Annotated in this window: 14 protein-coding genes; 3 read left to right on the plus strand and 11 right to left on the minus strand. The window is 51.3% G+C overall.

All coding sequences use genetic code 11. The annotated features are described in order from the left end of the window. Positions 1–150: 150 nt before the first annotated feature. The 8 genes from AAF564_16595 to AAF564_16630 all read right to left on the minus strand — a co-directional run bounded on the left by AAF564_16595 (position 151) and on the right by AAF564_16630 (position 9,889). On the minus strand, positions 151–1,641 hold the full coding sequence (locus AAF564_16595) for an aldehyde dehydrogenase family protein (GenBank protein ID MEM8487174.1): 1,491 nt from the start codon (positions 1,639–1,641) through the stop codon (positions 151–153). 101 nt (positions 1,642–1,742) lie between these two features. Further along, positions 1,743–2,513: an enoyl-CoA hydratase-related protein gene (locus tag AAF564_16600; protein ID MEM8487175.1), complete on the minus strand. Its 771-nt coding sequence runs from the start codon at positions 2,511–2,513 to the stop codon at positions 1,743–1,745. A gap of 32 nt (positions 2,514–2,545) precedes the next feature. Next, positions 2,546–4,168 carry a choline dehydrogenase gene (locus AAF564_16605; protein MEM8487176.1) on the minus strand — a complete coding sequence of 541 codons (1,623 nt, stop codon included), beginning with the start codon at positions 4,166–4,168 and terminating at the stop codon, positions 2,546–2,548. Positions 4,169–4,222: 54 nt separating this feature from the next. After that, positions 4,223–5,800, minus strand: a complete 1,578-nt coding sequence (locus AAF564_16610; GenBank protein ID MEM8487177.1) for an acyl CoA:acetate/3-ketoacid CoA transferase — start codon at positions 5,798–5,800, stop codon at positions 4,223–4,225. 68 nt (positions 5,801–5,868) lie between these two features. Further along, entirely contained in the window at positions 5,869–6,888 is a 1,020-nt protein-coding gene (locus AAF564_16615) for a Gfo/Idh/MocA family oxidoreductase (GenBank protein ID MEM8487178.1), read from the minus strand. Positions 6,889–6,957: 69 nt separating this feature from the next. Continuing rightward, on the minus strand, positions 6,958–7,980 hold the full coding sequence (locus AAF564_16620) for a LacI family DNA-binding transcriptional regulator (GenBank protein MEM8487179.1): 1,023 nt from the start codon (positions 7,978–7,980) through the stop codon (positions 6,958–6,960). A 155-nt stretch (positions 7,981–8,135) separates the two neighbouring features. Next, a complete protein-coding gene (locus AAF564_16625) occupies positions 8,136–8,663 on the minus strand; it encodes a response regulator (GenBank protein MEM8487180.1) in 528 nt (175 codons plus the stop codon). Positions 8,664–9,106: 443 nt separating this feature from the next. Next, the gene (locus AAF564_16630) at positions 9,107–9,889 is read right to left on the minus strand and encodes a VOC family protein (protein ID MEM8487181.1); all 783 of its coding nucleotides are present in this window, start codon (positions 9,887–9,889) and stop codon (positions 9,107–9,109) included. A 175-nt stretch (positions 9,890–10,064) separates the two neighbouring features. Here AAF564_16630 and AAF564_16635 point away from each other — a divergent pair, with 175 nt between their 5' ends. Both AAF564_16635 and AAF564_16640 read left to right on the plus strand, forming a co-directional pair. Next, on the plus strand, positions 10,065–10,859 hold the full coding sequence (locus AAF564_16635) for an SDR family oxidoreductase (GenBank protein MEM8487182.1): 795 nt from the start codon (positions 10,065–10,067) through the stop codon (positions 10,857–10,859). Between the two features lie 78 nt (positions 10,860–10,937). After that, complete coding sequence (locus AAF564_16640; protein MEM8487183.1) at positions 10,938–12,356, plus strand: sulfatase; 1,419 nt, start codon at positions 10,938–10,940, stop codon at positions 12,354–12,356. 120 nt (positions 12,357–12,476) lie between these two features. Here the strand turns inward: AAF564_16640 and AAF564_16645 are convergent, their stop codons facing one another. The 3 genes from AAF564_16645 to AAF564_16655 form a co-directional block, all read right to left on the minus strand. Next, on the minus strand, positions 12,477–14,828 hold the full coding sequence (locus AAF564_16645; GenBank protein ID MEM8487184.1) for a S8 family peptidase: 2,352 nt from the start codon (positions 14,826–14,828) through the stop codon (positions 12,477–12,479). Positions 14,829–15,083: 255 nt separating this feature from the next. Continuing rightward, a complete protein-coding gene (locus AAF564_16650) occupies positions 15,084–15,593 on the minus strand; it encodes a hypothetical protein (GenBank protein ID MEM8487185.1) in 510 nt (169 codons plus the stop codon). A 194-nt stretch (positions 15,594–15,787) separates the two neighbouring features. Beyond that, positions 15,788–18,046: a hypothetical protein gene (locus tag AAF564_16655; GenBank protein ID MEM8487186.1), complete on the minus strand. Its 2,259-nt coding sequence runs from the start codon at positions 18,044–18,046 to the stop codon at positions 15,788–15,790. Between the two features lie 72 nt (positions 18,047–18,118). Here AAF564_16655 and AAF564_16660 point away from each other — a divergent pair. After that, the coding region (locus tag AAF564_16660) for a hypothetical protein (GenBank protein MEM8487187.1) at positions 18,119–20,825 on the plus strand (2,707 nt) is incomplete at its 3' end.

A 20,825-nucleotide genomic window follows, 5' to 3' on the forward strand; every position in this document is an offset into this window, starting at 1 on the left:
AAGCACCCACCGCTCATCGCCACGCATTTGGTGGACATCCGCGCACTAAATTGCTTATAACGAATGAATCTTTGCTAGCTACTATATTTTCTGCTCCCGTTGACCCCGAACAAGGGATGTTGAATGCCGAAGGACTATATTTCCTTCAACCTAGTCCTCTTTATGCCACCAGTTGGTGCGCGGGCCCATATGGAGTTGGATGGTTTTTAGTTCGCAGAACTCGTCGAGCGTGAAGCGGCCCAGCTCTCTGCCTTGTCCACTTTCTTTGTATCCGCCAAAAGGCAGTTCCGGGTAGCCGTCCATGTAGGAGTTGATCCAGATGGTGCCGGCGCGGACGTTGCGGGCAACCTGGAAGGCGTGGTCTATATTGCGCGTCCAGACGCCGGCTGATAAACCGTAAAGCGAATCGTTGGCAATGCGCACGGCATCATCTACTGTGTCAAACTCGATGATCGAAAGTACAGGGCCAAAGATTTCGTTTTTGGCGATATCCATGTCCGGCGACACATCTGTGAATACTGTTGGCTCGATGAAGCGACCGTTTTTAGATTCCATGGCTTTGCCACCGAGCTTCAATTGTGCGCCACCAGCTTTGCCGGCATCGATGTACTCAAAAATTTTATCGTACTGGTTGTCGTTGATGATGGCGCCCACCTTGGTTGCCTCATCAAGCGGATCACCGACTGGCACTGTCTTGGCGCGTTCCACTACTTGCTTGATGAACTGGTCCGCAATGGAGCTCTGCACGAGAAGCCGGCTGCCGGCATTACAGCATTCGCCCATATTGAAGTAGGCGCCAAACACAACAGCATCCAACGCTGCTTCGAGGTCTGCATCTGCAAACACAATCTGCGGGTTTTTACCTCCCAGCTCCAGGGAGACCTTTTTCAGGTTGCCCTGTGAAGCGGCTACGATTTTCTTTCCTACAGCCGTGGATCCCGTGAAAGAGATCATGTCGATGTCAGGGTGTTCAGCGATGCGCGCGCCGGCCGGGGCACCAAATCCGGTTACGATGTTGACAACGCCAGCAGGGAAACCCACTTCCTGTAGAATGTTACCAAGTCGTAGTGTGGTGCCCGGTGTCAGTTCACTTGGCTTGATCACAGCCGTACAGCCAGTGGCCAGTGCAAAAGGCAGTTTCTGACTGATAATGAGGAGCGGGAAATTCCAGGGCGTGATCATGCCCACGACCCCAATGGGTTCACGAAGCACCATCCCCAACATGTCGGGGCCCAGGGTATTGTATGTGTCGCCATACGTGTGACGTGCAAGTGTTGCTGCATACTCCCACAGATCTGCTGTACCCATCATTTCGCCGCGGGCCTGCGCAACGGGTTTGCCGCTCTCGAGTGCTTCGATACGCGCCAAGTCATCTGCATCTTCCCGAATAATTTCGCCGACACGGTGGAGCAAGCGCGCCCGGTCTGCGCCTTTCATCAAGCGCCAGGTACTGTCTTCAAAGGCAGTTTTTGCTGCAGCGACAGCGGCATCGACATCCGCTACGCCGGCGCGAGGATACGTGCCTACCTTAATACCGTGTCCGGGGCTGTCACGATGATAGCGATCACCGCTCTGCGCCTCAACCCAGTCGCCGGCGATTAACATCTGATAAGAAACTGGTTCTTTTGGGAGATTGGGCATAAGTAGACGGATTCCTGTAGGTGTATGACTGCTTGACGATATAGTGGTACTGCAAAAAAGGTGCGGGGTTTTGCTGGATTTCTGCAGGTAAATAAAAATACTTACTGTCCCTTGAAAACCGGAGGGCGTTTTTCTTTGAACGAAGCTACGCCTTCAATTGCATCTTCTGTAAACCGGGCAAAGCCAGACGCCAACGCTTCCAGTTGGAAGCCCGAACTGCCGGCCGCGTTGCCATCAATAAGTTGCTTGGTCATTTGTACTGCCAGGGGGCCATTGTTACAAATGGCGGATGCCATATTTTGGGCGTGTTGTTCGAGTGTGTCCGTATCAACAACTTCGTTAACCAGGCCCCACGAAGCGGCCTGTTCTGCTGAGATACGCATGCCGGTGAAAACCATCTGCTTGGCGCGGGCTGCACCGACAAGTGCTGGTAACCGGTTTGTGCCACCCCAGCCTGGTACAATGCCAAGCTGCACCTCGGGCAGGGCAAGCTGCACATGATTCGCGGCAAGCCGTATATCAGCAGCGAGGGCCAGTTCAAGTCCACCGCCGAATGTGTAGCCATTGAGCACCGCAATGGTTGGCACCCGTAGCCGCGCCAGTAGATCGAAAATGCGGTGTCCTTCGGTGATCCAGTTGCGCCACATCGCCACAGCGTCCAGATCAGCCCAGGCATGGATGTCTGCACCCACGCAGAATGATCGGTCGCCGGCACCTTTTATCAAGAGTACCCGGATATCAGCATCGCGAGAAAGCGCGAGGAGGTGCTGTTCCATTTGTAAGAGCATCTCCACTGTCAATGCATTCAGTTTCTCTGGTCGGTTAAGCGTAAGTGTGGCAATAGGGCCGGCTTTGTCCAGTTCAATGGGCATAACGTTCTTTGATTGGGTGGTAAGCCTGCTGGCTAAACAACTTTGCCTGCTCTAATAATGGCGGCTCCTTTTTCACCGACCATGATAGAGGGGGCTTGCGTATTGCCACTGATCAAAGTGGGCATAATCGAAGCGTCAATCACCCGCAGGCCATTCATGCCATGTACGCGGAGCTGTGTATCAACAACAGCCATGTCATCACTGCCCATTTTGCATGAGCCAACCGGGTGGTAATCCGTTTTCGACCATTTACGGATGTAGTCTTTGATTTCTTCATCCGACTGGTTTTCGATACCGGGCATCAGTTCTCTTTTAATAAAAGGCTTGAATGCCGGCGAATTCAGGATTTTACGTCCCCACTTAAAACCAGCAATAGAGATTTTCCAATCATAGGGATCGTCCAGGAAGTTGGGGTCAATATTCGGCGCATCCAACGGGTTTGATGACTTAAGTGTCACCGAGCCGATGCTCTTTGGTCTCAGGTTGCAAGTGTTAATTGTGATGCCGTGCCCCTTGATCCGCTTTCTGCCGTGATCGACAACGTAGGCAGGCAGGCAGTGGATCTGGATGTCTGGAGAGCGGACATCTATGCCGCTAAACTCTTTGCTGTAGACGAAGCAGCCGGCTTCAGCAACACAGGCGGTTACCGGACCTGTTTTGTATAGCAAATACTGGATGCCATGCCGCACGGCTTTGTCCCAGCGATCCTCACCGTTATAACTAAGCGGCTGGCTACACTCTGCAGCAATGTAGACATCCATGTGATCCTGAAAATTCTTACCTACACCCGGCAGGTTGTGGACAACATCGATACCAAGTGCTTTTAATTCATCTGCGGGTCCAATACCAGACAGTAGCAGGAGCTTTGGCGAGTTTGCCGCGCCGCCGCTCAGGATCACTTCCCGGTTTGCATAAAGAGACAGTTTTTCTTTGTTGTTGCGGAAGTACTCGATGCCTACAGCTCTGTTGTTTTCTGTAAGCACCCGCGTAGCCATGGCCCGTGTAATAACCGTCAGGTTTTTTCTGTTTCTTGCCGGCTTTAGAAATGCCGTTGCAGCGCTTTCTCTTTTGACATCGCGCTGCGTGACCTGGTAGAAGCTGACACCTTCTTGTTTGGCACCGTTGTGATCTGGGGTGTAAGGAATGCCGGCTTCTTGTGCTGATCGCACAAACGCACGGGTAAGCTGGTTGGACTGGGTCTGGTCTGCTACATTAAGCGGACCTCCGCTGCCATGGAATTCATCTACAAACCGCTCATTGTTTTCCGATTTTTTGAAGTAGGGCAATACGCCGTCGTATCCCCAGCCTTCATTGCCGAGATCCCGCCATTCATCGTAATCCAGCCGGTGACCGCGGATGTAAATCATTGCATTGATCGACGTGCTGCCGCCAAGCGTTCTACCCTGAGGGTAATGCATTTTTCGGTTGTTGACTTGCGGTTGTGGGACCGTTTGAAATCCCCAGTTTACGTCATCACCGGTGAGCTTGGTGAAGCCGGCAGGCATATGGATCAGCGGGTTGGAATCTTTTCCACCTGCTTCCAGGATGGCAACAGATACGTTGGGGTCTTCGCTGAGCCGGTTGGCTACGGCACATCCAGCTGCGCCGGCGCCAACAACGATGTAATCGTATGTAGCATTTTTATTGGAAGGCATGGCGTGTAATGGTTTGGGTGGATACGCTCAACATGCTGGTGTTGGCATGCTGGTTTATGCAAGCTTGAGGTTCATCGGCTCAGGTTGGTACAACCTGGGGTCCATGAGTTTGAGGTTTTCGCTTACCTGCAGGGGAATGGCCGCCTGCCCCAGGATGTCTTTCTCAAGATCTACCCCAGGTGCAATTTCTACAACGTTGAGGCCTTGCGCTGTAAGCCTGATTACGCACCGTTCAGTGACGTAGGTTACCTGCTGTCCTGTTGCTGTGGCGCGTTTGCCGCTAAATGATATTTGCTCAACCGCAGGCACAAATTTACTGACCTTGCCTTCTTGCAAAATCGAAATTTTTCCGTCGTCAACAGAAAGCTTGAGCCCGGCTGCGGTAAAGTAGCCGCTGAAAACAATGTTTTTCGCGTGCGCCGTGATGTCGACAAACCCGCCCACGCCGGCGGTTACGTGTGGCTTGGCTGACAGGCGAGATACGTTGACGTTGCCATGCTGGTCAATCTGCATGAAAGACAGGAAGCTTTTGTCAAAACCGCCGCCCTGGAAGTAGGTGAACTGATCTGGGGAAGGTACAATGGCCTGGGCATTGGCTGCACAGCCAAACTGAAAGCCCAGTAGCGGCACACCGCCTACTGCACCTTGCTCAATTACCCAAGTGACCGCGTCGTTCAATCCTTCTTCCAGTAACACACGCGGGACCAGTGCCGAGATGCCAAATCCGAGGTTGACAGCTTCTCCAGCCAACAGCTCCATGGCCGCGCGACGCGCAATTACTTTGTCTGCATTCCACGGGGCCCGGTCGAACGTATGGCTGGGTCGGCGGATGATACCGCTGATCGCCGGGTCAAACTGCGTTTGTGTTGTCTGCATCTGATCCGGCGCTTCGACAATGTAATCGACCAGCACACTCGGCACGCGCACTTGCTGCGGAGGAATAGAATCGGCTGCCACCACACGTTTGACCTGTGCGATTACGATGCCACCGTTGTTTCTGGCGGCCAGCGCCTGGTCGTACACGCCAAGGTACCCGCCTTCATGCTCCATCGAAATATTGCCCCGCTCATCAGCCGTTGTGCCCCGAATAATGGTCACGTCAACAGAAACAGAGCGGAAGTACAGCCATTCCTGGTTGTCAAACGTCACCCGTTCAACCAGGTCTTCGGTGGTTTTGTCATTCATGCGCCCGCCTTCATGTTGCGGGTCGAGGTAGGTGTCCATGCCAACCTGCGTTAACACACCTGGCCGTTTGGCAGCTGCTTCCCTGTGCATGTGAAAAATGATACCGCTCGGGAAGTTGTACGCCTCTACTTCGTTGGCATAAATCATTTGCCAAATTTGGGGCGATGGCATGGATGAAGGTCCACTGGGTAAAGAGCCGGCTACCACGCGTTTTAACAGGCCCGGTTTTGCAATATGATCGATGCCGTCAATCCCATACATATCGCCGGCAGCTATGGGGTGCAGCGTGGTTAGCGCGGTAGGCTGCTGTGTTTGAGCAAAGCGTTCGCCGATAGCTTTTAATACCGCATCGGGGCAACCCAGGCCGCTGGACGAACTGACAGAAACTGTTGCGCCATCCGGAATGAGGGCTGCTGCTGCTGCTGCAGAAATTACTTTAGCATTCATATGCCGAGCCCGGTCAATGGGCATCTAGGGTGGTTATTAATTTGTTTGGTTGCGCTGTTCACGGCCTGCTAATATTGCACCTGTACAGCTTTGCCAGTTTGTGTTGATTCCAGCACCGCCAGCGCAACGGCCAACGACTTGATACCGTCTTCTCCGGTTGCCCAGGGGGCGCCTTCACTTTTTGCCGCTTTGTTAAACGCCTGCACAGCATGCGCATAGAGATTTTCAGGTGCCGGCAAAGCAACTTCTTCTCTTTCTCCGCCGCGCTGCAAATAAATTTTGCCAATGGGTGCCTGCGTCATCACATCTTCAGCATGCAGGGAGCCCGTTGTGCCGTGAACCTGAAAGCCTGTATTGGTGTGGCCAATGGTAAATGCATCGTGGAACTGCGCAATTGCACCGTTTTTGAATCGCATCACGCCCATTACTGCATCTTCAATTTCACCAGCGCCCATGCCTTGTTGCGCAGAGAGCGCGGTGACTTCGATTACTTCGTCATTCAGTACGTAGCGCATGGTGTCTGTGTCGTGTACGGTGATGTCCATGATGACGCCGGCGCCTGTTTTAGGATCTCTGATGCGCCACCCCTGGAGGTGTTCAGGGAGAAACACCGCATGGAATACCCGTACAGCCAACGGCTTTCCGATAGCGCCATCCATAATCATTTGGCGCATGGTGCGGTGGGTGACTGCATTACGCAAATGGTGATTGGTGCCCATCACCACACCCGCTGCATGGCATGCAGCTACCATTTCTTTTGCATCATCAAGGACCAGAGCAAGCGGCTTTTCGCACAGCACATGTTTGCCGGCTTTTGCAGCCGCAAGGGTCTCAGCCTTGTGTTTTTCGTTGGTTGTACTGATGTAGACAATGTCCACCTCCGGGTCTGCCAGCAGGGCGTCAACCGAATGGTAAGCCCGCGGAATGCCGTTCGCAGCTGCATACTGCTTGCCGCGCTCCTCACTTGAACTCATCACGGCAACAACTTTGCTATCTGTTTGCGCATTGATGGCAGGAATCATCCATTCTTTTGCGATGGTACTGGCGCCGATGAGGCCCCAGCCGAGGGTTGTTTTTCCTTCTGGCATGGTTGGCAGTATTGTTTTTAGATCGATCTAAAATAGGATGGAATAATCTACAGACTATCCAGCACGAATTCAAGCGCTGGTACTTTCCCGCACAACGAGATGCGGTTTTAAGACGGATCGCAGGTGGTCTCGGTCGGGATTTTGAAGCCGGTTAAGCAGTAAAGAGGTAGCAGCTTCGCCTATTTCCTGCGGTTTGATGGCTATAGTGGTGAGGGCCGGCCGAACAAGGGCGGCGTCTGCAATGTCATCAAATCCGATAATCGAAAAATCGATACCGGGTGTCAGATTTCGAGCCTGCAAGCCCAGCATGGCGCCAAATGCAACCACATCATTAAAGCACACGGCAGCGGTTGGCGGGTCTGGTTGATCCAGCAGGTAGGTAAGTGCATCAAAGCCTCCCTGTCGCGAAACGGGACTGGTAACGGAGAGGGTGGGGTCGAAAGCAAGGTTGTGTCGTTGGAGTGCTTCCTGGTAGCCTGTTTGTCGCTCGTTTCTGGCGGATGAATCGCTCACGCCGCCCAGGAAGGCAATACGTGTATGGCCTTTCGACACCAGGTGATCTACTGCCATGGAGGCGCCAAGGATATTATCTGCGCCGGCATAATCAATGGTGCTACCCTCAATGTAGCGCGCGACGAGCACAACCGGAATTTGCCACTGCTTGAGCGTTTGAATCGTATTGGATGTACTTCCCTGGGCTGGGCAAATAACAATACCGTCGACCATATGGCCACTGAGGACACGCAGCAACCGGTCTTGTTTATCCAGGTTGTCGCGTGAATTGCACAACATGACGGTGTAGTCCAGGTTTTCCAGTGCAGCTTCAATACACACGGCCAACTCAGCGAAGAAGGGATTGGTTATATCAGTTACGACCAGCCCGATGGTGTGAGATTTTTGTGCCCTTAGATTGGCAGCGGCACGATTGTACACGTACCCTAACGCTTCCATGGACGCCAGCACTTGTTGCCGTGTTTTGTCTGCGACAAGTTTACTGCCACGCAAAACGAGTGATGCAGTTGCCCGCGAAACGCCGGCATGCTCCGCAACGTCCAGTAACGTAACTTTTCTGGGCTTTTTTTTGTTTGGCAAGGTTGGCGCGGGTTAAAAGTATCAGGCGGTTCTGAGTTAGCAAGACTGCTAAGGACCCAGGTGATCTGTGGAAGATATAGTATGGCCTGGACTTTTGTAGTTCAAGGGCTTTTCCTGGTCAATCGTATCTGCCAGGCCCTTGTCGCGCGTATCGGTTACTGATCTGTCTGAGGAGGAGGAGCTTTGTCTATTGCGGCCAAAAGTACATCCGAACGGATAGGCTTGGTGACAAAATCGTTCATGCCGGCTTCGTAGCAGTTTTTCTGATCTTCCGGCGTAACATTGGCTGTTACAGCGATGATGTAGGGCCGCTCGGAGCCAAATTTGTCGCGAATGGAGCGTGTGGCCGAGATACCATCCATTATTGGCATCTGGATGTCCATTAATACGAGATCGTAGGCTTTCGATTTAAACGCTTCAAGTGCCTCCTGGCCATTGATAGCAGTGTCAGCTACATAGCCGTGTTGTGCAAGTATGCGGAGGGCTACTTTCTGATTAATCAGGTTGTCTTCAACCAGTAGAATTTTTCTGGTTTTCTGCTGTAGGTCAGTGTCCGGTGCTGTTTCAGTGACAACAGATGGGGTTTCGCTGTATGTATTCTGTCCGGAAAACAGCACATCAAAGCTACTTGACAGTTCTGCTACTCTTGGCTTTTGGGCACGTACGTCAAAAGCAGTATGCAAGGGAGTTTACCTTTTGATCTGGTGCAAGGGGGTTACATCTCTGGATTATGCAGCACGAAAACGTGATACCTTATGTTGGTTATCAACCAAAATTACGCCGGCTTTAATGCAAAAAACATCGTGGAATATAAGGGTTTGCTGCAATAATACCGGTTATGCTGACGTCCTGAGACCTGGAAAGGGTTTTATTATTAATTGAATGTCTGCCATGTTGCAGTGTAAGCAAACGCAAACGTAAGTCGTTTAACGGGTGAAAACGTACTTTGTGGCTTGATTATCTGGAAAAAATTTCCGCAACCTGGTTCTTGTTAATCCTCATTACTGTTGGACACACTCTCAGAGAGAAGCGCAAATAAGTTTGGGAATTTCAGAAGGAGAAAGGCAATAAAAAAACCCGTGGCAAGGGCACACGGGTTTTAATCGTTCAAACGGGAAGCGGTAATTTATACTTCTACAATACCAAACATGGAACCATCGGGGGCACCAAGTACAGCAAAGTGTACCGTGGATGGCTCGCGCATATGGGTTGGTGGGACATGGATGGTGCCCCCCAGTTCTTTGGTTTTCTTTGCTGATTCCGGGACGTTGGCTACACCTATGTAAGGGAGCCAATTGGAAACGGCATCTTCCCCTGCGGCAGCCGGCATCTGGATCGCACCGGCAACCGGTTGGTCGCCGTGCTGGAACATCCAGTACGTATCAGGCGGGTCTTGCATTTCCATTGATCCAATCGACCAGCCGACTAAGGCTGTGTAATAGCTTTTCGCTTTTTCGATGTCGGTGCTCATTAATTCGTGCCAATTAAAGAGACCAACAGCAGGAGCCGGCGGGGTGAAAGATTCGTCAGACGTTTCTGTGTAAGGAGAAAAGTATGCTCCGGTTGGGTCCGCCAGGACAGCTGTTCTGCCAACATTGGGAATATCAAAAGGGGGGACTGCAACGGTGCCAGCAGCATGCTCTGTTGATTTACAGGCGGCATCCACATCATCTACGGAAATGTATGAAATCCAGTGTGAAGGAACGCCGTGTGCTGGATCTAACCCAACAACACCACCAATTGTAGTATCATCGTGTTTGAACATGGTATAGTCGCCAATTGCTTCTCCCATGTGGGCCACTTCGAGATCCCAGCCAAAGATGCGCTGGTAAAATTTGGTTGACTCTTCTGGCGTGTTTGACATCAAGTCGTGCCAAACAAATTGTCCGGGTTGGATGTGCGCGCTCATAGACAGGTTTACGTTATGTAGGTGGTTTTGATATATGTGCAATATATGTTATTCACTTCTTTGAGTCAACCGGCAAAGGCTGGACATTTAGCGCGCTGGAAACTAAAATAACGGGGGTTACGTCTTCTCGTTTTTTCAGCCGTCATTTGGCTGATCATCAAATCGGACTATCACGTTGTACTACAAAGACCGCATTGTTTGGATAACTGGTGCTTCATCGGGTATTGGCGCTGCATTGGCGCAGGAACTCAGCCGGCAGGGATCTACCATCATTCTTTCCGCCAGAAACATCAAAAAGCTGGAAGAAGTGCGGCAAACCCTCGATGATCCGGCGCGCCATGAAGTGCTCCCCCTTGATTTGACGAATATTACATCGCTGGAAGGGAAAGCCAAAGAAGCCGTCGGGTATTATGGCCGGGTAGACTTTTTGATAAACAATGGCGGCGTTAGCCAGCGGTCTCTTGCAATCGAAACAGACATCGAAACAGATCGGAAACTGATCGAGACCAATTACCTGGGCCCCGTTGCGCTTACCAAGGCACTTTTGCCGTCCATGTTGTCGCTCAACAAAGGGCATATTGTTGTCGTCAGCAGCCTGACCGGCAAATTTGGGACACCGCTCAGATCCGGGTATGCGGCGTCCAAACACGCGTTGCATGGCTTTTTTGATGCCTTGCGTGCAGAAATGTGGCGAGAAGGTATTGCGGTAACGCTTGTTTGTCCGGGATACATCAAAACAGACATTTCGATAAATGCAATGACCGGTGATGGGACGCCGCAAGGGACGATGGATAAAGGCCAGGCCAACGGGATGTCGCCGGAGGTGCTGGCGCGTAAAATTCTGCGTGCCGTTGAAGGAGGGAAAAACGAGGTGTATCTGGGCGGATTTGAGCGCTTTGGCGTGTATATAAAACGGTTTTTTCCAGACCTGTTTTGCCGCATGATTCGCAATGCAAGCGTAACGGGTTAAGTGCCAAAGCTGCGTTCGGTTGTGTTTGATTTGGTATAGTGATAGCTTGGGGAAACCACCTGTAGCCCCCCTGGCGTAATGAAAAATCTACAATACCTGTGTGGCGTATGCCTGCTCGTTTTGGCCGGCGTTGATGGATGTGCCCCCGTTACCGCACCTGAAGCCGCGGCTCCCAATCTCCTCTTTGTCATCACCGATGATCAGCGGTTCGACATGATGGGCAACATGAACGCGGATCTGCACACGCCGATGATGGATTGGCTGGCTGAAAATGGCGTCCGATTTGAGCAGGCTTTTGTTACCACACCCATTTGCGCGGCAAGCCGGGCCAGCCTGTTGGCAGGTGTTGTAGAGCGTACCCATCGGTATACGTTTATCACCCCGCCGCTGGCCGATTCATTTGCAAACAGCAGCTATCCGGCGCTCCTAAAACGCGCCGGGTACCAGACGGCCCACATCGGGAAGTTTGGCGTCAACCTACACGAAGGGGCGGCTGATGCTATGTTTACGGTTTTCGAACCGCTACATCGCAATCCCTATTTTAAGGAGCAGTCCGATGGGTCTGTTCGACACCTGACAGATATTACCGCGGATCGGGCGATTGCTTTTCTTGATTCAGCAGTAGCTGGTCCTTTTGCGCTTACCCTGAGTTTCAATGCGCCGCATGCAGAGGATAGCGACGAACGCCAGTTTATTTGGCCTGCTGCGATGGATACGCTGTATGAAGACCTTGAAATAGCCACTCCTCCGCTTGCTGCGCCGGCATTTCACGACGCATTGCCGCAGTTTTTGCGCGATCCCGAAATCAACATGAACCGGTATCGCTGGTTCTGGCGGTTTGATAACCCACAAAAAGCCAGCGATATGACCAAAGGATACTACCGCATGATCAGCGGGGTTGATGCCGCGTTGGCACGGGTAATGGACAAGCTGGAAGCGCTGGATGTTGCCGATAATACAGTGATAGTGCTTATGGGAGACAACGGGTATTTCCTTGGAGAGCGTGGTTATGCCGGCAAGTGGTTGGCGCTTGAACCGTCTATTCGCGTGCCTTTGCTCCTGTATGATCCACGCAACGATTCATACGCAGGTCTTCGGCCAACTGCCATGGCGCTGAACATCGACGTAGCTCCAACTCTGCTGGATTTGGCTGGCATTGCTATTCCCGCTTCCATGCAAGGACACAGTCTGCTACCTTTGCTTGACGACAACGTCGGTGATACCTGGCGTACAGATTTTTTCATCGAGCACCTCATGGACCACAAACAAATTGTGAAACACGAAGGCGTTCGGGGCGAGAAATTTAAGTACACCCGGTACTTTGAGCTGGATCCGGTATACGAAGAGCTGTACAACTTAGCCAACGATTCGCTAGAGCAACACAATCTTGCGGATAATCCGGACTATGCTCAGGTACTGAAAGCCATGCGCACGCGTACCGATGAACTCCGAGATCGGTACGGCGGCTTCTTTCGGCTTCATAACATGCAGCCTTAATCATAAGGGCAATGCCAAGCAGTTTTCCCTCTTTTACACAATTGAAAATCCCCGTACATCAGGGAATGCCTGACGTACGGGGATTTAAGATTGCTCAGCTCACCTGCTGGAGGTTTTTTGTTAGAATGACACCTTGATGTTGTCGATATATACCTTTTTCTCCCCTTTCTCTCCTTTTACGATAAAGCGAATCTGGGTATCAGCGCTGGCATAAGAAGATATATCAAACAATCTGTTTTTTTGAGAGCTGTCGGAACCCTCTTTAAACGTGTAAAGGCGTGTCCAATTTTTGCCTCCATTGTCCGATATCTCGACATGAAGATTTGATTCTTCGAGATCTTTTCTACGATAATCAAAGCTAAACGTGGCTGTTGATACACCGGCGAGATTAACCGCGCGTTGAATGCCCCGCTCCTTTTTTGCTGTATCGATTTCCAGACAATTTCCATCTGCACATTTTGAGGAGTCCTCAACTTCGATTTTGCCCTTTTTTGCACCATCTCCTTCACCAATCTCTACCCAGTTACTGGCCCAGTTTTGGGAGCCGTCATTGCCGTCAAATGCTTTCTTATCAAACGTGTCCAGTACATAACCAGTGCTTGGTTGTTCGCCTGTATCCTCAGGTAAATGGTCATTAGCAGGGTCATCAGCGGCTGTTTCTCTGGTGAGGAGGGCATGCACATCTAGCGCTTTGGCAGTTGTAAGCACAGGAGTGCCTACCACATTGTTTTTCGCTGACGCTTTTAGCGCATTTGCAACGGTTGAGGCGTGTGCATTGGGATTGCTGCCGAGGTAACGGGCAACCGCGCCTGTCACATGCGGTGCAGCGTAAGAAGTCCCGCTCGCCAGAATACTCTCGAACGCGTGCGTTTCTTCTATAATGTGAGATAATGACACGATACTTTCACCAGGCGCGAGGATATCAACTACGTCGCCGAAATTGGAGAAAGGTGCAAAGGTGTTGGTTGCGTCATACGCGCCAACCGTAATGACATCGGTAACATGTGCCGGCGAATAGGTTGCGGCGTTTTGCCCGTCGTTTCCGGCTGCTGCTACATAGATTACGCCTTCCTGAATGGAAGCTTCGATGGCTTCGTCAAGAATGTTGTAGCTGCTGGTGCCAATGTCTACACCAAGGCTCATGTTAACTACAATCGGCCAGTCGGGGTTGGCTTGCTTGGCCCGGGTTACGTAATCAACGGCTGCCAGCAGGGTTGTTACATCAGTTCGGCCTTCATCAGTTAATACCTTCAGGCTATGGATTTTAACACCCGGTGCAATACCCACAACGCCATGCAGATTTTTTTCGGCGCCGATGGTACCGGCAACGTGTGTGCCGTGTCCCGATTCGTCATACGGATTGCCGTCATCACCGGGGTCAAATCCAGACATGTCCTCTGCATCATCTTCTTCCCATAGTTCATCCTCATCTTCATCAAAGAGCATGGTGAAGTCTTTTTTCTCAACATAGTTCAGGTCATCAAGCCATGAAGCTGTCATTGCGCCTGAGTCAAGGATGTAGACATGCACCGGCTGATCGCGGTTATAGTCAACGGAGAACATCTCGAAAAAAGACGGGACAGGGGTGTTAATCTGCGAGATCCCCCATGGTGTGATTTCGTTGTCATACCATTGTCCACTTGTGAACCCAAGATCAGAAGTTGTGATTTCAATATCAGGCTCAGCAAACAGAATTTCGTGATCATCACTGATTTCGTCGAGGAAACTGTCGAGGTAGACACTCTCCATGGCGATAGAAATACCAAGATGCGCGCCGTCGATATGAACTTTAAGTCTGATGGCCTGAATAAAGCTTTCCAGGGCGTCGATGTATGCCTCTGCGGTAACATCATGTGCAGCGAGAAGCGATGCCATCGTGTTGAAATCGTCAATTTCAGCTGCGCCAATGCCTTCCGTAAGTAGTGTGGCTTCTGTGATATTGAATTCTGCCAGTAAAGCATCTGTAATCTGGCCATTATAGCGCGACAGGACGCGTCGGGTCACATCATATCGTGATAATATACGCCTTGTGACGTCATACCGGTTCAAAATTCGCCGGGTGACATCGTACTCATTCAGCACCCGCTTCGTAATACCATAGCCATTAAGGACGCGCCGTGTAATGCCGTACTCTTCAAGAATTCTATTGGTAACTTCATAACGGTTGAGAACACGCGGTGTGATGCCGTCTGCCTCGTACTGATTCAGGGCCAGGAAAAGGTTTGTGTACTCGCTACCTGATTTGCCGGCCTGTCCGGGCGAAATTTTGCGTGCGCCATCAAGCAAGGCCGGGTGTCTAAGCTTGTTGTGCACTGTTGAAACTGGGGCGGGGTCTCGAGGTGATGTATTAAAGTCTGTATCTTCATCAAGGGCAGAGAATGAGTCACATCCTTGAAGCAAGGCCGGGCTTAAAAAGAGTAGGCCAATGATCAAAAACGTAGCCCATTTTGAAGAGGGGGCACGGTTCTGCATATATATCCAGGCAAAATTAAACGGGGGAGGATAAGCCTGAATGGGTGTCAGCAATCCTTGGTGGAGTGAGTGCTAGTTATTGGGATAATCAAAGATTGTACCAATGCAGAAATAGGCGCTGGTGTTTGTTTTAGCGCGGATGCGCTAACTGAATTGCAACGACGGCGGGAGAAAAGTAATGAACGGAGGTTGGGCCATAAGAAAAAGCCGACCCCTTGAAGGCCGGCTTTTGTCCAGAAAAAAATTTTGTCCGCTTTACTGCTTTACATACCGTTTCTCAGTTGCCGGCATATCATAAAACGCATTGATGAGGCGGGCATAAGCATAGCTAGCCCGATTCTCGCCTTCCCATGTTGCCGGCCACCAGTCCACTTCTTCGGAAGAAACGTTTTCGCTTGCGGAAGCATACGTAGCTTCCTCTACATCAGAAGACCAGGTCCCAATAGCCTCCATCTTGGCGCCCCGCTCATAGGGATTGATGCGCAGCTTGATTTTCATGGTACTGCGTTGGCCAATGTCCGTTACCCCGGTCTCAATCGTGCGTGTAACTTCATTTGCATCTTCAATCGCGAATCCCTGAGCCGGCAGCCACTGTTGCAGGTCGTTAAACAAGTCCTCAACAGATTTGTCCGAAATAAGATCTACGCGGTTTGCACCTTTGGGGATTTCTGCGTCAAAGCCTTCGGGCAGATTTGCCGGTACGGAACAGGCAGAAACAAGCAGCGCAAACGCTGCTAACAACAAAATTGATTTGGGATACCGCATAACGCTTGCAAATAGGTGGTTGGTTGTCAAAATATTAACGCTATTGGGATATAAGATCCAGTCCGTTGGATGTAAAATCTATCTACAATTTGTTAAGAACTGGTTATTGAAGCAAGTTAAGGACCAGGAAAGCACACAAAATGGCTGGTTCTTTTGTTGTGCCGCTACTTCATGTCAACACTGCTTTCCTCGCTTCATTGCTGCAGGACATCCTCCCAGGCGCGCCATTTTGTATATCCAATTTTGGGTGGACTCCCATCGGGCTGGAGGCCGTGGGTGTTAGGTAATGCTTCCAGGATGGGTTGTCCGTCGCGATAGATGTTCAAGAATTGTGTGGCTGCATAAAAGAGTGCGTCGGCTGTTTCGCTTGCATAAAAGAAGTGCGCGTCGGTTTCGAACGCCCCGCAGGTCATTTTACCTGCCGCCCAGGTATAGCGCGGCCGGATGTTTTCTCTTGCAAGCTCAGCTTCAAGATCAATTTTCAAGCACAACGTCGACGTACTTGCTGGACGTTTGATTTGTATGCCAAGGCCTGCCGGATAAGTATCTGGTTTCAGCAAGGAATACTTTTCAAGGTATGGGCCGGGGGCGTCACCTGCTTCTATTGGTTGAAGGAGGGTGACAAATACCTCATAGTCTCCAGTTTTATAGTGGCTTGATTGCGTCTGGTAGATCGCGCGTTCGTCCTGAAAGTGCCGGCGCTCTGCATAATGGCCGGCATCTTTGGCATAGATGTCGAGAAACCGTACCAACAGATGTGTGTCGACCGGTAGGGCCTCATTTCTGATGGAGTCGATGGAGGTTACAAAATACTGTGGCCCCTCTGCGATGATATTACGGGTGTGCCAGAGGTTGGTGTAAGTATAAAAGTCGGATACCCTGCTCTGGATCGCATCTACTACGATAAACGCATTGTCTTCTTTCAGGTAGGTGATGATCCTGTCCCATGTATATCCCATCTGGTCATCCTGGAGGCGCGTGCGGCTCATTTCTACATCGTCGAAGGTGGCAAAGTCTATTTTTTGCGTACGCACGGGACGGTAGGCGCCAGAATTGTGGAGAAAGTTTGCGACCGATTGGTTAACATCCCGTTTGTTTTTTCGAACCACGAGCTTGTTTTGGTAATAATCTGCCCGGAACTGGCCAAACGGTCCGCTGGGCAGCCCCGAACGGTATCCACTGCTGTGCAGGAGTACGCTTCCATTCGACATTAAGAGGGCAATGTCGTTTTCGTCTGCCTGCCCATGGTGCATTTTTTCTTCTTCCACCGTGAGCGTATTGCGCAGATAATTGCGGTGTACGATGCCGCCATCTCCTTCGTCACGATAATTGAGTAGCATGTAGGTGCTTGTTGCATCCCATCCGTCTCTGAATACAATTTTTTTCCCTGCAATATCTTCCAGGACTTCCTGGCTGCCGGAAGTGGGTTTTTGAGGGATGATAGACTCGTCTGCCCACCGGTAGGCGAGTGCCAGGTGTGATGCAGCCCCGACGCCATAGCGGCCGGCTTCCACGGCGCGCGCAAAGAGTTTATCTGCGATCCACTTCATCTCCGGATCCTGGTACACGGCGGCATACTTCTCAAAAATGGCAATGAATCGGTCCCATGAAGGATTCCAGTTTGAGTCGCCAAATGCCGGCAAGGTGTGCGCAGGTGTAAACATGCGCTTGAAGTATTCTGCGTAGTAGCGAATGATTGGCATCCGGAAGAAGGCCTCTTCTTGCCCGGTGATTTCTGCATACGAGAATACAGACGTGAGCCATACCGCCTGGTACCCTGATGCATCTTCTACTTCCCATTCATCCAGGTTGTCTGCCGCGATGATTTCTGCCATTTTTTTCCACTTGCCGGCCTGCTCGTGGTCCGGTATGGCAAGGGCACCATAATACCATCCTTCTGCGCGTAGCATGGCCCGGTTGTGGGCACCCCATTCAGGGAAGTGAAATTGAAAATCGAGGCTATGTGAGAGGTCGCGTTCAATGATAACCCTCATTTCTTCTGACAGTACATCGCTGGTTGCGATGCGGAGATACGCACGTGAATAAGGCGGCAGGAAGAAAAAGTTTGAAAGGGCAGGTACGCCATTGCTGTATTCAACGCGGGTTGTGTAGTAGTCTTCAGGGTAAGCATCGCGCAGTGTGCCGTATTCAGCCAACAAAGTTGCAGCGCGCTCGGCATAGAAACGCTCTTCGGTTTCTTCGTACAAAAAACCAAGTACATCAGCAAGGTATATGGGGTGTGACGGAGAATTGTACCCCCATAATACGCTAGGGTCAACCCTGTCTTTCCATCGTTCGATGATCGCTGGATTATTGGTCCATCCATCATCAGCGGCCTTTTTGATGTAGGCCATGTAGTCGGATTTCTGCGCATGCGTCCCTTGAGTTGTGCAGGTTGCAGCGAGCAAAAGTCCAATCAGAATGGCCCTGGATATGGGAGAAAAGGATAGCATTTTTTGTAGGAGATTTTTGTACGTTCTTTTGCGCGAGTCATCTCATATGCAGACAGATCACAAGCAACTGCCATGAAAATAGCGAAAAAGCAGTGGACATTGTTGGGAAAGCACAGGTTGTGGGTAGTGGCCATGGTTGGTTGTTGCATCGCATTGGGGATGCTACTGGCCAATCCAGAAGGGCCGGCGGCTGAGCGGGACAAAGATGGTGACGACGCGCTTTCACTGGTGTCTGAGCGCAAGCGGAAGATGCAGGGGACGATGCGTATGGATGCGCCTGATGCCTTTGCGACATACCATCGTAACATCCGCACAAAACAGGGCGCGTCGGCTCCTGATTACCCACCCAACTATCGGGTTGAAGCCCTGCATCAGGCAGAGGTATTAAAAGCCGGCAACAGACAGCGTATTGCCTCGCAGGTCGAATGGACAGAACGGGGGCCTGCAAATGTGTCAGGCCGTGCCAGGGCCGTCCTGGTTGACCCTGATGATGAAACGCACCGCACCTGGTTTGTGGGATCAGCAAGTGGTGGCGTATGGAAAACGGAAGACGCCGGCGAAAACTGGCGGGAATTGACGCGTGACGTGCCCAATCTGGCCACAACAACGCTCGCAATGTCGGCTGCTAATCCTGATTTGATCTATGCCGGCACGGGCGAAGGATTTGGCTCTTTTGCGTTTGTTTATGGAGAAGGGATCTGGAAATCAGCAGACAAGGGGGAATCATGGGAGCAATTGACGAGCACAGCAGACGATATCCGATTCACCAATACCCTACGCCTTGCTGTTGATCCGTCCAATCCGATGCTGCTACTTGCTGCTACCTCAACCGGACTTCGGGGCGCTGCCGCTGAAGCATCATACCTGATGCGGAGTAGCGATGGTGGCGTGACCTGGCAAGCGGTTTACCAGTCACCCAACAGGGTTGAGCAAGTGCTTGCACATCCAGGTAATTTCGACATTTTATATGCATCGGTAAACAGCCGGGGCGTGTTGAAGTCCATTGATGGTGGCATGAGCTGGACTGAGATTTTTGAGCCTTTTTACCAGGTTGGGCGGATGGAGTTGGCTATTGCGCCGTCAAATCCGGAGGTAGTATACGTTTCTGCTGAAGCCGGCTTTTTTGATGGTACGTTGTTTATGTCCCGTGATGCAGGTGTTACATGGGAGATTTTAGACCAGCAAGATACTACGCCGCCCAATTGGCTGGGTGACCTGGGCTGGTACAGCAATGCAATTGCTGTAGACCCTGAAGATGAATCCCGCGTTTTTGTCGCCGGCCTGGATATTTATCAGCTCGATTTAAAAGATGTGTTCTTCGACCAGGGCCATATTGACGAAGTGATTGAAGTTGATCCGACAAACCTGTTCAAGCTGGATCTGGTGGTAAATGCACCGTCAACCGCCTACAGGTTGGGGCGCGTTCCTGGTATTTCCAGCGCTGAATTTACTGAGGTCGAAATTCGCTGGGGCCCCGGGAAGTCGCAGAAAGTACACCGCTTTATTGAAAAATGGGTGGGCGAATATGTTGACTACATTGACCTACCGTTTGAGGTGTGGGATGTGAAGAACAACCGGCAGCTGATGGCCGCTTTTGAAGATGAAGACCAGGATAGGCTTTGGGATATCGCTGACGCGCTCGTAAATGCATCTGAACGCATTTTTGTGATCAATGAACCCTATAGTGCAACAGCCCCCCACATCCCAACAACATTGAATGCTTTTGAACGCGCGCAGTATGTGGTCACCGTCACAAGAGAAAGCGATGATGAGATCCAGCACGGACCTTTCCCGGAGGCGTCTATTCGCATTGTGCCTGACATTCGCACATACCGCGAGGCTGATGTTGAACAACTGACGGCTGGATATGATGAAGACCCGATATTGGCAAAGGGGGTGCACGTAGACCATCACCAGGTGCTTTTTGTACCCTCCGCAACCCCCGGTGCCCCGCCCATGTTATTGAACGCCAACGATGGGGGGATTGCCGTTTCGTATGACATGGGGCAAACCTTTACCCAGACCGGCGACACCTTTTCGCAACTCTATGATGGAATTGGCACCCGGCGAAGACCCCTTGCCGGCTTAAATACAACCCAATTTTATGGGGTTGACAAAATGAATGGTGCAGACCGCTATGTCGGCGGGACGCAGGACAACGGGAGTTGGGTTTCTCCAGGCTTGCAGAACAACGAAGAGCCATGGGCCCTGGCACCCAGCGGCGATGGATTCGAAGCCATATGGCACTATACAAATCCAGATAGAATCATTCAGTCTTCGCAATTTAATCAGATGTTTCGAAGCGAAGACAGGGGCCTTACCTGGCAAAACATTACACCGCCGGGTAACTCTGTATTCCTGACGCGTCTAGCCAAATCTAACCAGAACCCCAACCTGATTTTTGCTAATACACCCTCTGGTGTTGTGCGTTCAAATGACTTCGGTACAACCTGGTCGCGCATCGATCTGGTAAACATTTGGCCTGTTGGCGCAAACTCGGTTGTGCGCATTTCGCTCGCTACACCAAACATTGTTTGGGCCGGCGCTACTTTTGGCGGGACCATCCCGCTGTTTGTTTCTCAAGATGCCGGCGTTTCATTTAGTCCTGTGCTTACCAGTGCAGAAGCTGACCTGGGGCCAATCACCAACATTGCAACGCACCCGCTGGAACCTCAGACGGCTTTTGCCCTCTTTTCGATGGCGGGGACACCCAAAATAATGAAGACCAGCGATCTTGGGGCTTCGTGGGAAGAGCTCTCCGGGTTTGGAGCAAATGGTG

It is taken from the genome of Bacteroidota bacterium (assembly GCA_039111535.1).
Classification (GTDB): Bacteria; Bacteroidota; Rhodothermia; order Rhodothermales; family JAHQVL01; genus JBCCIM01.

Excerpts from the sequence above, each read along its gene's own strand:
- AAF564_16595 (MEM8487174.1), bottom strand. The coding sequence starts at position 1,641 with ATGCCCAATCTCCCAAAAGAACCAGTTTCTTATCAGATGTTAATCGCC.
- AAF564_16600 (MEM8487175.1), bottom strand. The coding sequence starts at position 2,513 with ATGCCCATTGAACTGGACAAAGCCGGCCCTATTGCCACACTTACGCTT.
- AAF564_16605 (MEM8487176.1), bottom strand. The coding sequence starts at position 4,168 with ATGCCTTCCAATAAAAATGCTACATACGATTACATCGTTGTTGGCGCC.
- AAF564_16610 (MEM8487177.1), bottom strand. The coding sequence starts at position 5,800 with ATGAATGCTAAAGTAATTTCTGCAGCAGCAGCAGCAGCCCTCATTCCG.
- AAF564_16615 (MEM8487178.1), bottom strand. The coding sequence starts at position 6,888 with ATGCCAGAAGGAAAAACAACCCTCGGCTGGGGCCTCATCGGCGCCAGT.
- AAF564_16630 (MEM8487181.1), bottom strand. The coding sequence starts at position 9,889 with ATGAGCGCGCACATCCAACCCGGACAATTTGTTTGGCACGACTTGATG.
- AAF564_16640 (MEM8487183.1), top strand. The coding sequence starts at position 10,938 with ATGAAAAATCTACAATACCTGTGTGGCGTATGCCTGCTCGTTTTGGCC.
- AAF564_16645 (MEM8487184.1), bottom strand. The coding sequence starts at position 14,828 with ATGCAGAACCGTGCCCCCTCTTCAAAATGGGCTACGTTTTTGATCATT.
- AAF564_16650 (MEM8487185.1), bottom strand. The coding sequence starts at position 15,593 with ATGCGGTATCCCAAATCAATTTTGTTGTTAGCAGCGTTTGCGCTGCTT.
- AAF564_16655 (MEM8487186.1), bottom strand. The coding sequence starts at position 18,046 with ATGCTATCCTTTTCTCCCATATCCAGGGCCATTCTGATTGGACTTTTG.